Below are 14,998 nucleotides of genomic sequence, written 5' to 3'. Positions count from 1 at the left end.
TAAGCGACCGGTCTGCCCGGACGGCAATGGGGCGGTTCGCGCGATCGGGCACAGGAGTGATCACGATGAACGAGAAGATCGGTTCGGTCGCGCTGCGACCGCGTGCGGTGCGGTTCGATTTCTCCCGGTCACCGCTGCACTGGATACCGGGTGAACCCGTTGCCTCACATGCCATCTCGGGCCTGAATCTGATTCTGCCGCTGGGCGAGCGCGGCTTCGTCGAGATGTTCCGGCGGGCGCTGCCCTATGTCACCGACGCCGACCTGCGCGAGCAGATGATCGGCTTCATGGGGCAGGAGGCCATGCACGCCGAATCGCACAATCAGGCCGTCTGGGAGTTCCTGCAACGCCACGATATCGACCCCGAACCCATTCTGACCGAGGCCGAATACCTCTTCGACCGGGCCATCGCCCGCCTGGACACGCTGCCGGAGAACCTGCGGCACCGGGTCGTCACGCAAATGCTGGCGCTCATCGCCGGGGTGGAACACTTCACCGCGCTCGGCGGCGATTGGATCCTGAATCAGGATTTCGAGAGCCTGCACGCCGATCCCGCGCTCACCGATCTGTTCCGCTGGCACGGTGCGGAGGAGGTCGAACATCGCAGTGTCGCCTACGATGTCGCGCGCTACTTCGGGGCCAAGCGCCCGCGCCTGGTCACCTTCTACCTCGGCACCAGCGTCGGACTGCCGGTGGGCTTGATCGCCATCGCCTGGTGGCTGGTGCGGCAGGACCCCACCATGCGAAATATGGGACCGGTCAGGGTATTCCGCGAGGTCGGCAGCGGTATACGGCGCGGGGTGCTGCCGCGCTGGGGCTTGATCGGACGCGGTTTCGCCTCCTTCGTGCGTGCCGATTACGACCCGGCCGATACCGGCGACACCGCACAGGCCGTCGCCTACTTGGCCAAATCTCCCGCTGCCAAATTGGCGCACGCGTCATGACCAGAACCCCCGAACTGCAATCGGTCGAAGGCCGCATCGCCGAAATGCGCACGCGCGGTGTGCCACCCGCCTTCTGGGCCCCGCTGCGCCGCGATCCGCTGCTGATGGTGGCCGACCGGCTCATCGGTCCAGGGGCGCGGGTGCTGGCCTGGCTCTCGCCGGACGCACCGGAGCCGCCACGTGCCGTACAGGCCAGAGAACTGGTGCTGGTGGACCGGGAGGTCGTCGCCGCCGACGAGGACGTCGTGAGCCTGGTCTTCGCCCACCCGCGCGGCGCGGCACTGCGGGCCTGGAGCCCCGGCGCTCATCTGGACCTGGTCCTGCCGTCCGGCCGCATGCGGCAGTACTCGCTCTGCGGCGACCCGGAAGACCCGTTCCACTACCGAATCGCGGTGCGGCGCATACCGAATGGCAGCGGCTCCATCGAACTGCACGACCTGCGGCCCGGCATGCGAGTGCGGATTCACGGCCCGCGCAACGCGTTCCCGCTGACCCTGGCGGGCCATGGTTCGCCGCCCGAGTCACCTCGCCGAATACGGTTCATAGCGGGTGGAATCGGGATCACGCCGATGCTGGGCATGATCCGCGCGGCCGATCGGGCCGGTGCGGAGTGGTCGCTGCTGTATACCGGCCGCCATCGGGCGGCGCTGCCGTTCCTCGATGAAATCGCCTGTTACGGCGGCAGAGTCACCGTGCGTACGGATGATGAGGCAGGGTTGCCGACCGCGGCGGTGCTGGTGCCGTCCGTGGAACCGGGGCTCGCCGTGTACGTATGCGGTCCGCCCGCGCTGCTCGAGGTGGTCGCCGCGCGGGTGGCGCGTGCGCCCGGGGTGGAGCTGCATCATGAGCGGTTCGCGCCGCCGCCGATTGTCGACGGGCGGGCGTTCAGCGTGCAGTGGGGCAGGTGCGGCAGTGTTTTCGAGGTGCCCGCCGATCGCACGGTGCTCGCGGTGCTGGCCGAGGCGGATCCGGCGGTGCCGTATTCGTGCCGTCAGGGCTTCTGCACCACCTGCAAGGTGCGGGTGCTCGCCGGAACCGTCGAGCACCGCGACACCGTACTCAATGACGCGCAGCGGGCACAGGGCGACATGCTGATCTGTGTGTCGCGGGCACAGCCCGGTGAGCTGCTGGTGCTGGATGCGAATACCGGTGCGGCGGGGCCGGTTCCGCCGCCGTACCGAGGCCGCTATCGCGTCAGGCTGGCGCGGGCCATGCCGAAGCGCATGAGGCTCGGCGGGGTCAAGCGGGTGCCGTAGTAGGCGACCCACGCTTCCGGGGTGACGGGGACGACCGCGCTATTGCGTTGTACGGCACGGACAATCGCCGCCGCCACCTTGGCGGGTGGGTAGCTGCGCATCCGGTACAGGGTGTCGAACAGCCGCTGCCTGGCATCCTGCTGATCCGCCGAGACACCCGAGAACTCGGTGGTGCGAACGATATTGGTGTGCACGATGCCGGGACAGATGGTGGTGACCCCGATACCGTCCTTCGCCAGTTCGGCGCGCAGGCAGTCCGAGAAGGTGAAGACGGCCGACTTGCTGGTCGAGTACGCGCTGAAACCCTGCTGCGGGGTGTACGCGGCCATGCTGGAGACATTCACGATATGACCGCCGAGCCCGCGTTCGGACATCAGATGTCCGAAGGCCCGTGAACCGTGCACGACGCCGAACAGGTTGATATCCAGCACCCGTTTGAAGCTCTCGCTGGGCGTGCGCAGGAACGGCGCGGCCTGGCCGACGCCGGCATTGTTCACCACCACATCGGGGACGCCGTGCACCGACGCGACCTCGTCCGCGTGTGCTTGAACAGCGGACTCGTCGGAGACGTCCAGGGCGTACGGGTATGCCGCGCCGTCGAATTCGGCGATCAGCGCGGCGGTCTCCTTGGCGGCATCGGCGTCGATATCGGAGACCACCACCTCGGCCCCGGCGCGGGCGAAGGCGAGCGCGGTCTCGCGGCCGATTCCCGACCCCGCGCCGGTGACCACGACGAGTTGATCTTCGAACGGACGGCGGTCGCGACCGACCTCGGCGCGGCGCAATTCCCGCGCGGGCTCGGCACCGGATACGGCGTCGATGAGCTGGACGGTGGCCCGCGCCAGCACCGCCGGATGCGAATACGGCACCCAGTGACCGGCTTTCAGATCCCGCCGCCACAGCCGATCGGTCCATTGATCCTCATCGTCGAACACCGCCGGGCGCACCGCCGGATCGTACTGGGCGACAATGAGCTGCACCGGCACCGTGGTTCGCCGCTCGCGTGCCGAGAACAGCTTCGCCACAACGAGATTGGCGCGATAGATCTGGAGTCCATTGGCGGCGTCCGCGGTGAAGGTGTCACCCAGGGTGACCTGTTCGGCGGGCGTGCCCTGCGCCAGACGCAGCCCCGCGCGGAACACCCGGTCCCGCAGACCGAACCGGACCAGCGCGGGGGTCACCGGTGCCATGAACGCGAATTGATAGGCGATCGACGCCAATTGGGCCAGGGGAGCGGCGAGATTTCCGGGGGTCGGCCGGGTGAAGCGGCCGCGCGCCCAGTGACCGGCGTGATCGAGATTCGGCCCGGACACCGAGGTGAACGAGGCGATGCGGGCCTGGGCCCCGGGTTCGCATACCGCGTCCCATACGGTCACCGAACCCCAGTCGTGAGCCAGGACGTGTACCGGAGCGTCCGGGCTGACCGCGTCGATGACCGCGAAGAAGTCGGTGGCGAGCTCCGGTATCCGGAATGCCCTGTGGTCCTTGGGATTCGTGCTGCGCCCGTGCCCGCGCGAATCGTAGGTGACCACCCGGAATCGGTCGATGAGATGCGGAAGGACGTTGTCCCACAGTCGATGTGAATCGGGCCAGCCGTGCACCAGCACGATGACCGGCCCATCGGGCACGCCCTGTTCGTACACGGCGATATCGATCTCGCCATTGGTCACGGTCCGGGTTTGCAGCGCTACTGCCGCCTCCTCTGTCTCAGACAGGTGATTCGACTCCAGCTTGGCGGGCGGCGGCAGCGCTGTCAATGTGCGGACGCGGGGGCGTTGCAGGGTGGTACGGCGGCGGCGACCAGCCGTACCACCCGCCCCCGGCCACCCGGGCCGGTGGATTCGGACGCCGCGGACTCAGTGCGTGAGCGACCCCGCGGGCGCGAGCGGCAACACCAGACTCGACGGCCATACCGAATTCCGCTGCACCTGCTGAGACGTTCCCAGCAGACGCGGCAGATCGGTCGGAATCGGCATCGTCGAGGGGAATGTACCGGTCGAAATCCGCAGGCGCAGCGCATGCCCCGGCTCCAGGCGATAGAACGTGGGGCGCAGCTTGATATCGACCTGCACCACCTCGCCCGGGGTGAGCAGCCGCTGATTCTCCCGCAGCAGCACATGTTCGGGCGCGTAGACGGTCCCGTCCGGCGTGCGCCAGGTCTTGTCCTCGTTCAGGGTGCGCTGGCTCGCCAATTGTGAACCGCCGGTGATGTTCACGGCCGAACCGTCCGGGGCCACATCGTCGAGCCACACCTGGAAGGCCGCATCGGTGCCGGTGGAGGAGGCGTACAGGCTCACACTCGACGGTCCGGCCAGCACGGTCGGCTCGGATACCGGATCGGCCGTGTACTTCAGGCCGGCGGTGGGTTCCAGCACCCGCTCGGTGCACGGGTTGTATGCGGTGAAGACGCGGAAGACGAAGTCCAGCAGCCCCGCGGTGTACTGGCCCAGACTCTGTCGATTGCAGAGATTGTCGATACCGGAGTAGTCGATTCGATCCGCGCCGACCGTGCCGGTGGGAGCCTGCTCGGTCAGCCGACCGGCATCGAAATAGCGCCGCACCACGGTGGCCTGATCGAACGGATAGTGCGCGGTATCGGCGGCATTGTTGCCCGGATCGATGACGTGCAGCGGCCGGTCGGTGTTCTCGACCCCGTTCGGAATATCCTTGAGCCAGCGGTCGAACCAGGCCAGCGTGATCATATCGGTGTCCAGGCGCGAGCCCGGGCCGACGCCGAGGCCCACGTGATACCAAGGGCCCATGAGCAATTGGTAGCGGCCGTCGGCCTGCTGGTCGCCCGCCATGGGCGCGAACTGATCGCGTCCGGCCGAAAGATTCTGCAGTTGCGAGTAATTGCGGAACGGCCCCTCCTGATAGAGGTCCCAGAGCCCGCCCACCTGATACATGGCGATGCCGTTGTCGACCAGATTGTGCAGATCGGTCTCGAACCGCCGCTCCTGCCACCACGAGGTGTCATAGGCGAGCGGCCCGCCCGCGTACGCCTCCAGCAGCAGTTTGATGGTGCTGTCCGAGGACACCAGCGCCTGGAGGTGATCCACCAGCGATTTCACGAAGGTCTGCGGGGATACCACCGCCGTCAGGAACGGTCCCATCAGACTCAGGTACGGCACCATGAGCGAGATGGCGGTGAGCAGAATCGGGCTCATCATGCCGTCGTGGCCGAGCACCTCGTTGAAGATATTGTTCGGCATCGCCATGGGCACAATGGCTTTGAGCGGTGAATCCGGGCCGACCGCCTCGGCGGTGCGCAGGGCGCTCAGCGCCGGGAACGAATACCCGTACATGCCGACCTTGCCATTGGACCCGGGCAGCTTGGCCGCCCAATCCACCAGCTGCACACCGTCTATGCCGTCCTGCCGGGACGCCGGATTCCACGCGCCGGTCGACCCGCCGGTGCCGCGCACATCCGCGATCACCTCGATATAGCCGTGCCGCACCAGCATGTCCTGTGCGCTGGTGGCCTGATTGATTACGCGCCGAACGTCTTTGATCTGATCCGGCAGCGCGATGTGCAGTTCGTCGATGACGCTGATGAGCGCCGCTGTCAGCGCACTGGTGACCGCGCCGTAGGTGGTGAAATTGACCACCACCGGGAAATCCCCGGCCGCGCGCTGCCCGGTCGCCGGATCGGTCGGATAGCGCACCTCGGCCTGCAATTGCGTGCCGTCGGACAGCGGAACCACATGTCCCAGTTCATAACTCACGCCGTATGCGGCGGGCGTCGGCACGTAGTCGGCGGGCAGGCCGAAATTCACCGGCGCGTTCGGCACCGGCCCGCTGCCGGGCACCGCCCCCGCGAAGGTGCTGCTGGACACCGTCACGGCGAACGCGGAGAAGCCCGCCACGGCCAGGGGGACCAGACGGCGGCAACGCGGCCACCGTGACTTGTTACTCAACGATCTACCTCTGCGGATGGTCAGGAGGCCGTCGCGGCGGCCCATCCCGCCCGGTGACCTCGTCGTCGGAGTTCAGCACACCGCACAGTCCCCACCCTCGGACACCGCCAATCCCCAAGACTCCGCCGTGCCCCGTTGTGCACCGGACCAAGATCGGGAGGGAATTACGGGGCGAAGGCGGCGGATTCGAGGCGGCGCGCGATCCGGGCCGCGGACAGGGTCATGGCATCGGTGGGCCGGTGCGGATCCAGACCCGTCAATTCGTGAATGCGGGCCAGTCGATAGGTGACCGTATTGCGGTGGATATTCAGCAGGCGCGCGGTGGCCAGCTGATTGAAACCGCTGTCGACGAAGACCTCCAGGGTTTCCGCGAGCAGGGGCTGCGGATCGAGGGGGAGCAGCACCGCCGCCAGGCCCACCCGCGCGGAACCGCCCGCGGCGACCGTGTACTCGAACATGAGATCGCTACGGCGGCACAGGGTTTGCGGCCGTTCCAGGCAGCGGCCCAGTTCGGCGAGCATGCGGGCCTCGGCGAACAGCTCCGGCACCGCCTCGCGGGTGGACGCCACCGTGACACCGACCCAGAAGGGCGCGGCGTGAGTGGCCTGATTGGCTGAATCGGGCTGCGGTGCGGGGTGATTCGCCGCGGCGGGCGGGGACTGCTCAGGGCGGCGGGTCGCGCTGCGCTGGGTCTGCTGCTCCTGCGTGGGGAGCAGCCGGGCACTGAGCGCGGCGATGGTCGCGGAACCGTCATCACCCGGGTGCAGGGGAAGCAGCGCGGTCCAGCCGCCACTGTCCAGGCGCAGGAACACTCCGGGAATGGCCTCGATGCGATGGCGCAGATCGCCGGTATCGGCGATCCGGGCCGAGCTGAGCCGGAACACCGCGATGAGGAACGCGTCCGGCACCGCGATGGCCGGTTCATCGGCCCATTCGATGGGATCGCGTCCGGTGAGCAGTGCGTCGGCGATGGCCCGCCGGCGCTCCAGGAGTTCCCAGCGCGGATCGTGCGCCCGATGCACGCAGGCGGTGGCGATGCGCGCGGTGAGCGTGGTGATGTAGTGCAGCAGCGGCAGCGCGGCCTCGGTGAGCAGTTCCCGCTCGGGTCCCTCGACCGCGGCGAGCATATGCGACCAGATGAATTCCGCGCCGATCCGATAGCGGCCGAGCACTTCCTCGAGGGGTTCGCCGTCGCGGACCCGGCCCAGCGCGATCTCCACGACTTCGCGGGTGTCCTCCTCACCGGGGGTGATCCCGGTGCGCAGGAAATCGAAGAACAGATCCACATTGAGCTTGGTGCCGCGTTCGAAACCGCTGGCCACCAAGGGTTGCGGCAGGGTTCGGTACGGCGGCAGCGCGGCGGGGAATACCTCCCGCGCCGCGACCGCGCGCCGATACAGCTCTTCCAGCGCACGGTCCCGGATTCGCGCTTGCATGACTCTCCTACTACGCGTACAGCGAGTCGATAGTAGCCGCATAGGCGGTAGCTATCGGTTTGCGCCTCAGTTTTCCGGTGGCCGTGAGGCAGTCACTGCCCGGGAGCCACACATCCGGCAGCACCGCGAACTTCTTGATCTGCTCCACCCGGGAGAGCTTGGCATTCGCCGCATCGACACCCTCCTGGAGGGCTTTGCGGACGATCGGGTCCTGTGCCATGGCCGCGATACTACGGTCGGTTAGCTGGTGCCGCTCGGCGAAGGCGGCGGCCAGATCCGGATCGAGGCAGATCAGCGCGGTGTTGTAGGAGCGCGCCTCACCGATCACCGCGACCGCACCCACGAGCGGGGTGTTCTCGGTGATGGTGTTCTCGATATTGGTCGGCGACATGTTCTTGCCCGCCGCGTTGATGATGAGTTCCTTCTTGCGATCGACGATCTTGAGGAAACCCTCGCTGTCGAGTTCACCGATATCGCCGGTGTGCAGCCAGCCGTCGGCGTCGATGGTCTCGGCGGTCTTCTCGGGGGCGTTGCGGTAGCCGCGCATGACCATGCGGCCGCGCACCAGCACCTCACCGTCCTCGGCGATCTTGACCTCGGCACCGGGCAACGCGGTGCCGACCGTGCCGATCTTGATGCGCTCCGGGCGGCCCACGGTCGCTCCCGCCGTGCACTCGGTCATGCCGTACCCCTCGCACAACGGCAGACCCAGGCCCAGGAAGAACTCGTGGGTGTCGGGGGGAATCGGCGCGGAGCCGGTGACGGCGACCCGAACCTTGTCCAGCCCCAGGCGTTCTCGAATGGTGGCCAGCACCAGGCGGTCGGCCAGGCGGTATCGCAGCGTCGCCAGCGGGCTCAGCGGGCGACCGTCCGAGATCGCGCGAGCGCGGGCCCGGCCGGTGCGGATCGCCCAGTCCACCAGTGCCCGGCGCACCGCGCTGGGTTCGGCGGCGAAGCGATCCTCCAGTGCCGCTTTGACTTTCACCCATACCCGGGGCACACCCAGGAAGACCGACGGATGCACCTCGGCCAGGGCCTCGGCGACCTGCTTGAGATCGGGGCAGGTGGTGATCTCGCCGCCGCTGATCATGGCCAGATAGTGCGCGAACCAGCGATTGGCGGCGTGCGCGTCCGGCAGATACGAGACCACCTTGTCCTCGGGTCCGCCACCACCGAATTCGTCGACCACGCGGGCGTTTTCGAGGAAGTTGGTGTGCGTGAGCTCCACGCCCTTGGGTGGGCCGGTGGTGCCCGAGGTGTAGACGATGGTCAGCAGATTCTCGGGATCGACCGCGCGCCAAGACTTCTCGAAATCGAAATTGGCGGCCGGGGCGGCTTCGACCGCGGCCAGCGCCAGGGTGCCGTCCGGCGCTTCATCCACGCAGATCACGTGTTCGACCGTATTGCCCTGTGCCGCGGCCTTCTCCACCGCGGCCAGGATCTGCGGTGCGAACTGGCGCTCGCAGATGACGGCGCGATTGCCCGCGTTGCCGAACTGATAGGCCAGCAGATCCACCGGATTGGTGTTGTACACCGAGAACGGCGTCGCACCGGTGTGCAGGACCGCGGTATCGCAGAGATGGAACTCCGGGCGATTGGTCAGCATGATCGCGACCGTGTCACCGGGGCCGATGCCCAATCCCGTCAGGCCCGCGGCAATGCTCCGGACCCGTTCGCCGTACTCGCGCCAGGTGATGGTCACGGCCCCGCCGAGCGTGCGCAGCGCGATCGCGTCCGGATTGGCCGCGACATTGGCCTGGAACGCCTCACACAGCGTGCGCGGCCGCACCGTCGTCACCTTTGATGAACTCACGAACCTACCTCTCTCGGATTGCCATCCAGCACACCGCACAAAGGCGGTGCGATACCAGTGGCAATCAAGAAGACAAGCGGCGCGCGGTTTGTGCACGTGAACAAATTGTCTGCCGGAGCGGCCGGAATGGGATGGCCGGTCGGCATGCGACGTATGGTTTTTACAGCCGTAGGACCGCCGGACCCAGACCGGGCCGTCCGATCGGGTAGCGGTGCGGCTGTACTAGGAGCCCGCAGTGATCACCCCCACCGCACCCGGCGTACAGGAATTCATCCGCGCCGAAGCCGTCGAATACGTCGATATCCGCTTCTGCGATGTGCCCGGCGTACAACAGCATTTCTCCATTCCCGCAACGATGTTCGGACCGGATCTGGTGCAGGAGGGCATCGCGTTCGACGGTTCGTCGGTGCGCGGCTTCCAGGCCATCCATGAATCGGACATGCTGTTGCTGCCGGATCTCGGCACCGCACAACTGGATTCGTTCCGCGGCGCGAAAACGCTCAATATCAACTGTTTCGTGCACGATCCGCACACCCGGCAGGCGTACAGTCGCGATCCGCGCAATGTGGCGCGCAAGGCCGAGGATTACCTGCGCAGCACCGGAATCGCCGATACCGCGTACTTCGGGCCCGAAGCCGAGTTCTACATCTTCGATTCGGTGCGCTATCAGACCAAGATGAATGGCGCTTTCTACGAGGTGGATTCGGTCTCGGGCGGCTGGAACAGCGGCGCGAAACACAATCCGGACGGATCCCTGAACCGCGGCTACAAGGTGCGCCCCAAGGGCGGATACTTTCCCGTCGCGCCGTATGACGCCGACGTCGACCTGCGAGATCAGATGTGCACCAACCTGATGCGCGCCGGATTCGATCTGGAGAAGGGGCATCACGAGGTCGGCACCGGCGGGCAGGCGGAGATCAATTACCGCTTCAATACCTTGCTGGCCGCCGCCGATGACCTACAGCTCTACAAGTACATCATCAAGAACACCGCGTGGGAGCACGGTAAAACCGTCACCTTCATGCCGAAACCGCTGTTCGGTGACAATGGTTCGGGAATGCATGTGCACCAATCCCTCTGGAAGGACGGCGCACCGCTGTTCTACGATGAGGCGGGCTATGCGGGCCTCTCGGATCTGGCCCGGCATTACATCGGCGGCCTGCTGCATCACGCCCCGTCATTGCTGGCGTGGACCAATCCCACGGTGAATTCCTACAAGCGCCTGGTCCCCGGCTACGAGGCCCCCGTGAATCTGGTGTACAGCCAGCGCAATCGCTCGGCCGCCGTGCGCATCCCGGTCACCGGAACCAGTGCCGCCGCGAAGCGCCTCGAATTCCGCTGCCCCGACTCCTCGGGCAACCCGTACCTCGCTTTCGCCGCCATGATGATGGCCGGATTGGACGGCATAGCCAATAAAACCGAACCAGCGCTCCCTGTCGACAAAGACCTCTACGAACTCACCCCCGAGGAATCCGCCGAGGTAACCCAGACTCCCGCCAGTCTCGATGCAGTCATCGACCGCCTCGAAGCCGATCACGAATACCTCACCCACGGCCGCGTTTTCACCGAAGACCTCATCGAAACCTGGATCCGCATCAAACGCGATAGCGAGATCGCCGAAATCAACGTCCGCCCGCACCCTTACGAATTCGACCTCTACTTCGACGTGTGAGGTTCCAGGAGCCGGGCCACCGAGTCGGCGATGGCGGCGGGTGCGGGCAGGTCCGCGTGCGCGTCCGGCGGGCTGAGGCGGCGTTGCAGGGCGAGCTGGTGCGCCGCGCCGACGAGCAATAGGGCCGCGGGGCGCGGGTCGGTGCCGGGGGCCGTGTGCCGGGTCAGTTGTGCGGCAACGGCTTCCACGGCGCGGTGCGGGCCCAGGTCCAGGTCGCGGCTGCGCTGCTGGTAGACCACGCGGAGGTCGGCGTCGGATTCGACGGCCGCCATGACCGGGATGGCGGCGGTGAAGAAATCCTCCAGGGTGGACAGCAGGGTGACCAGCTCGGTGCGGAGATCGGTTGCGGCGGTGCCGGATTGATCGGTGAGCAGGTCCTTGAACGGGCGCAGTTGATGCTGAATCACGGCCTGTAGCAGGCCCATTCGGTCGCCGAAGTGGTAGAAGATGCTGGATTCGGCGACGCCCGCGCGCTTGGCGATCTCCTTGGTGGACAGGCGGGCCACGCCGGATTCGGTGAGGGTCTGCTGGGCGCAGGCGATGACGGCCTCGCGGACGCCGGTGCGGGGGCGGCCGCGCGGGCGGGTCGCGCGCTCCGATGTCATATCGCCTCCTGGATTTTCGCTGCCTGCCCTTGCAGTATGCCGCATTCGGCCGTAGTTTTTGAGTATCTACTCAGTAAATAGGTGACTCGGAGGTAGTCCCGATGTCCAGTCCCGCCACCAGCGTCCAACCCGCCGTCGGATCGCGCGTACAGCGCACGGGGGACGCGTTCATGCGCCGCCTGCTGCGCTCACCACTGCATCGCATGGTCAGCTCGAAACTGCTGATCGTCACCGTGATCGGCCGCAAGACCGGGCACGTCTACGAAAACCCGGTCGGCTACGCCCAATTCGAAGGGCAGATCCTGATCGGCACCGCCGCGCGCTGGCACCGCAATCTGCGCCCCGGCGAACCGGTGCGCCTCACGGTGCGACGGCAACCCGTCGAGGCGGACTGGGAGGTGATCAGGGATGAGGAGACCGCGGCCGAATGCTACGGAATCATCCTCGAGCAGAACCCGACCCACGGGAAGTTCGCCAAGATCAGCCTCGACCCCGTCGGCCGCGTCAACCGCAAGGAACTGCGCGCGGCGCTCGATCGCGGCACCGTGGTGGTGCGGCTGCGGCCGCGAAAGGTTTTACCTGACGCGTAATCGCTTCCGCGCAGCTCAGCGAACAAGCTTGGTACATGAGCGAATACGAGAACATTGCACAGCGGTACATCGACAGCTGGAACGAGAAGGATGCCGATAAGCGCCTGGCGCTGATCGACGAGTTGTACACCCCCGGCGTGATTTTCACCGATCCGCTGGTGTCCCTGGTCGGCACCGCGGCCGTCGCGGAGATGGTGGCCGGAGCCCAGGAACAGTTCGCCGGGCTGGAATTCGGACTCGGCGCCGTGGACGGGCACCACGATATCGCCCGCTTCACCTGGACCCTGAACGCGCCGGGAGCCGAGGAGCCGATCGTCATCGGATTCGATGTGATCACCATCTCCGGCGGGAAGATCGAACGGGTGCACGGATTCCTGGACAAGGTGCCGGGCTGAGTGCTGAAGTATTCGGTGGTGCGGCGGCGAATCATCCCCGCACCACCGGATATTCGGTTGTGAGCCCGATCAGGGGGTGGTGCCGTCGGCGTAAGCGCGGCGGAAAATGTTGTGGGGGAACGTAGTTGAGTGCCGGGGGAGGAGCATTCCCGGCGACCGGAGCGGGTCGCCGGGTAGCCTTTCATGCCCGCGTCCCTCAAACTATGACGTTTCCCTCACTGCCCGCGCGAGTCCGGTGGCGCCCCATACGATCCGGACCTGAAGAAGGCGGGAAGGCGAAGAGGCCATGGATCGAAATGCGTTCGTCGAGGTGATGAACGAGGCGAGCGGCATGCTGGAATCCGGCCGCGCGCCCGAAGCGCTCGCCCGGCTGACGGCGTTCGACAATGCGCTGCTGTCACCGCCGGACCCCAAGGATTACGGCTGGGTGGTGTCGTACACCTTCCGGTCCGCGTTCGCCGCGGGCGAATACGACCAGGCACTGCGCATCGCCGAGAACGGCCCGGCGCGCTTCCCTGCCGATATCCCGCCCGCGACCCTGGCGACCATGTACTCCATGGGCGTGGAGGCCGCCACCCAGCTCGGCCGCGCCGACAGCGCGGTGCTCATGGCCGACCGCTGCATCGATCTGCGCCGCAGCCACGGCGATCACGGCGAGGTCCTGATGGCCGCCATGACCGCGTGCACCCTGCTCGGCGATATCGAAAGACATGATCTGGCAAGCCGGTACGCCCAGCTCCTGGTCGCCGAGGGCGACGGCTACGACGAATACCGGGCCTACGGCTACTACGCCATCTGCGCCGCCATCGAACACGAGGTCGGCGGCCACCTCATCGACACCCTGCGCGCCGGCCGCGACTGGCTGCTCGCACACGACAACGAATTCGCCCGCGAGGCACTGGGATACCTGAACAGCTCCGCCGCGGTCGAGAACGCCGCTCCGGCCCCGCAGCGCACGGACGTGCCCCTCGGCCAGGATCCATTCGCGCCGCCGCCCGGACCGGGGCAGTTCGGTCAACCCCCGCTCGGCGCGGATCCCCTCGGTCAGCGTCTGCCCGGACCGGACCCGCTCGGACAGCCGTCGTTCGGCTCGGACCCGCTCGGGCAGTCCCCGTTGGGCTCGGACCCGCTCGGTCAGCCTCCGCTCGGCTCGGCCCCTTTCGCGCAGCCGCCGCTCGGCCCGGAGTCGCCGGTTCCGGGTCCCTTCGGCCCGGCTCCGGTGGATCCGGATTTCCTCGCCCCGCCGCCCTTCGGCGCGGAGCCCTTCGACGCGCCGCCGCCCATCGATCTGTCGGTGCCGCTCGGGCCGCCGCTGGGTGAGGTGGCGCAGACCGAACTGCTGAACATCTCCGGGGACGGGATGGAATCGGTCACCGGGCCGAAACAGCCTCCGGCGGATCAGCTCGCGGGCGGTGAGGCCGCCGATGCGTTGCTCGAGGCGCAGCGGCCGGGTATCGCCGCCACCGCGTATCGCGCGCTCATCGACGATGCCATCGCCACCGGCACACCCGATCCGCTGATCGCCGGTAAGGCCGTGCTCGGTCTGCTGATGGCGCTCATCTTCGACAATCGGGTCGGCGAGGCGCACGCGGTGTGGATCGATGAGCAGGGGCCGACCTATCTCGGCGTCTGGGCGCTGGAGAACGGTCAGACCTCGGTGCACGACGCCATGGCCTACAACCTGGTCGCGGCCTTCCTGCATTCGCTCAGCACCGGTGATCCGAATGCCGCCAATCACGCCGTCGACACCCTCATGGGCCGCTGCGTGAACTGGGCCTTCGGCACCGATCCGCAGGTCGTGCCCGCCATGCTCAATACCTGGCGGCGGCACCTGTTCGAGATTCACGAAGGTGAGCCCGCCCCCGAGTACCTGTGGGAACTCGGCCAGGCCGAACAGCGCTGGGGCGGACCGCTGCCCGAATCGGCGCTGTACTGGATGCGCCCGTACCCGTGGGTCGTCGACTGGCTCTGATCGGCCCGAATTAGGCTGCCCGGTATGGCAACCGAGATCTGGCACAACCCCAAATGCTCGAAGAGCCGCACGGCCAAGGCGACGCTCGATGACACCGGCGTCGAGTACGTCGAGCGTCGCTACCTCGACGATCCGCCGAGCGTCGCCGAAATCGATTCCGTACTGGGCAAACTCGGGCTCGAACCGTGGGATATCACCCGCACCGCCGAACCCGAGGCCAAGGAACTCGGGGTGGCCTCCTGGGATCGCACGCCCGCCGAGCGGGACCGCTGGATCGAAGCCCTCGCCACCCATCCGCGACTCATCCAGCGGCCGATCGTGCTGACCGCCGACGGTCGCGCCATTCTCGCCCGCAGCGACGAAGCGCTCGACGAATTGCGCTGAGCGGCACGACGATT

Annotated in this window: 12 protein-coding genes; 7 read left to right on the top strand and 5 right to left on the bottom strand. The window is 67.1% G+C overall.

Annotated elements, in window-relative coordinates; all coding sequences use genetic code 11:
* Positions 1–26 precede the first annotated feature (26 nt).
* Both ACFC4D_RS01590 and ACFC4D_RS01585 read left to right on the top strand, forming a co-directional pair.
* Positions 27–944 carry a metal-dependent hydrolase gene (locus tag ACFC4D_RS01590; protein ID WP_376061195.1) on the top strand — a complete coding sequence of 306 codons (918 nt, stop codon included), beginning with the start codon at positions 27–29 and terminating at the stop codon, positions 942–944.
* Between the two features lie 44 nt (positions 945–988).
* Positions 989–2,200 carry a PDR/VanB family oxidoreductase gene (locus ACFC4D_RS01585; RefSeq protein WP_376061878.1) on the top strand — a complete coding sequence of 404 codons (1,212 nt, stop codon included), beginning with the start codon at positions 989–991 and terminating at the stop codon, positions 2,198–2,200.
* Here ACFC4D_RS01585 and ACFC4D_RS01580 read toward each other — a convergent pair.
* From ACFC4D_RS01580 to ACFC4D_RS01565, 4 genes are all read right to left on the bottom strand, one after another.
* Complete coding sequence (locus tag ACFC4D_RS01580) at positions 2,131–3,915, bottom strand: SDR family oxidoreductase (protein ID WP_376061877.1); 1,785 nt, start codon at positions 3,913–3,915, stop codon at positions 2,131–2,133. The two genes, ACFC4D_RS01585 and ACFC4D_RS01580, sit on opposite strands and share 70 nt — an antisense overlap.
* A gap of 141 nt (positions 3,916–4,056) precedes the next feature.
* On the bottom strand, positions 4,057–6,117 hold the full coding sequence (locus tag ACFC4D_RS01575) for a CocE/NonD family hydrolase (RefSeq protein WP_376061193.1): 2,061 nt from the start codon (positions 6,115–6,117) through the stop codon (positions 4,057–4,059).
* A 164-nt stretch (positions 6,118–6,281) separates the two neighbouring features.
* Positions 6,282–7,553 (bottom strand): PucR family transcriptional regulator, encoded by a 1,272-nt coding sequence (locus ACFC4D_RS01570; RefSeq protein WP_376061191.1) that lies wholly within the window; start codon positions 7,551–7,553, stop codon positions 6,282–6,284.
* 10 nt (positions 7,554–7,563) lie between these two features.
* Positions 7,564–9,366 carry an AMP-dependent synthetase/ligase gene (locus tag ACFC4D_RS01565; RefSeq protein WP_376061190.1) on the bottom strand — a complete coding sequence of 601 codons (1,803 nt, stop codon included), beginning with the start codon at positions 9,364–9,366 and terminating at the stop codon, positions 7,564–7,566.
* A gap of 235 nt (positions 9,367–9,601) precedes the next feature.
* Between ACFC4D_RS01565 and glnA the strand changes: the two genes are divergently transcribed.
* Positions 9,602–11,038: a type I glutamate--ammonia ligase gene (gene glnA, locus ACFC4D_RS01560; protein ID WP_376061189.1), complete on the top strand. Its 1,437-nt coding sequence runs from the start codon at positions 9,602–9,604 to the stop codon at positions 11,036–11,038.
* On the opposite strand, the gene ACFC4D_RS01555 is transcribed toward glnA, so the two are convergent.
* Positions 11,023–11,643, bottom strand: a complete 621-nt coding sequence (locus ACFC4D_RS01555) for a TetR/AcrR family transcriptional regulator (RefSeq protein ID WP_376061188.1) — start codon at positions 11,641–11,643, stop codon at positions 11,023–11,025. The two genes, glnA and ACFC4D_RS01555, sit on opposite strands and share 16 nt — an antisense overlap.
* Positions 11,644–11,744: 101 nt before the next feature.
* On the opposite strand from ACFC4D_RS01555, the gene ACFC4D_RS01550 reads away from it, so the two are divergent.
* The 4 genes from ACFC4D_RS01550 to ACFC4D_RS01535 all read left to right on the top strand — a co-directional run bounded on the left by ACFC4D_RS01550 (position 11,745) and on the right by ACFC4D_RS01535 (position 14,984).
* Positions 11,745–12,233, top strand: a complete 489-nt coding sequence (locus ACFC4D_RS01550) for a nitroreductase/quinone reductase family protein (protein WP_375967541.1) — start codon at positions 11,745–11,747, stop codon at positions 12,231–12,233.
* 35 nt (positions 12,234–12,268) lie between these two features.
* Positions 12,269–12,628 (top strand): nuclear transport factor 2 family protein, encoded by a 360-nt coding sequence (locus ACFC4D_RS01545; protein ID WP_376061187.1) that lies wholly within the window; start codon positions 12,269–12,271, stop codon positions 12,626–12,628.
* A 286-nt stretch (positions 12,629–12,914) separates the two neighbouring features.
* The gene (locus ACFC4D_RS01540) at positions 12,915–14,600 is read left to right on the top strand and encodes a hypothetical protein (RefSeq protein WP_376061186.1); all 1,686 of its coding nucleotides are present in this window, start codon (positions 12,915–12,917) and stop codon (positions 14,598–14,600) included.
* A gap of 24 nt (positions 14,601–14,624) precedes the next feature.
* Positions 14,625–14,984, top strand: a complete 360-nt coding sequence (locus tag ACFC4D_RS01535) for an arsenate reductase family protein (protein ID WP_375967536.1) — start codon at positions 14,625–14,627, stop codon at positions 14,982–14,984.
* Positions 14,985–14,998: the final 14 nt, after the last annotated feature.

It is taken from the genome of Nocardia sp. NPDC056000, assembly GCF_042269265.1.
Lineage (GTDB): Bacteria > Actinomycetota > Actinomycetes > Mycobacteriales > Mycobacteriaceae > Nocardia.
Note: the sequence above shows the minus strand (reverse complement) of the source record. Positions and strands in the feature narration are given on the sequence as shown.

Coding starts and splice junctions, on each gene's coding strand:
- ACFC4D_RS01590 (WP_376061195.1), top strand. CDS start 27: ATGGGGCGGTTCGCGCGATCGGGCACAGGAGTGATCACGATGAACGAG.
- ACFC4D_RS01585 (WP_376061878.1), top strand. CDS start 989: ATGCGCACGCGCGGTGTGCCACCCGCCTTCTGGGCCCCGCTGCGCCGC.
- ACFC4D_RS01570 (WP_376061191.1), bottom strand. CDS start 7,553: ATGCAAGCGCGAATCCGGGACCGTGCGCTGGAAGAGCTGTATCGGCGC.
- ACFC4D_RS01555 (WP_376061188.1), bottom strand. CDS start 11,643: ATGACATCGGAGCGCGCGACCCGCCCGCGCGGCCGCCCCCGCACCGGC.
- ACFC4D_RS01550 (WP_375967541.1), top strand. CDS start 11,745: ATGTCCAGTCCCGCCACCAGCGTCCAACCCGCCGTCGGATCGCGCGTA.
- ACFC4D_RS01545 (WP_376061187.1), top strand. CDS start 12,269: ATGAGCGAATACGAGAACATTGCACAGCGGTACATCGACAGCTGGAAC.
- ACFC4D_RS01540 (WP_376061186.1), top strand. CDS start 12,915: ATGGATCGAAATGCGTTCGTCGAGGTGATGAACGAGGCGAGCGGCATG.
- ACFC4D_RS01535 (WP_375967536.1), top strand. CDS start 14,625: ATGGCAACCGAGATCTGGCACAACCCCAAATGCTCGAAGAGCCGCACG.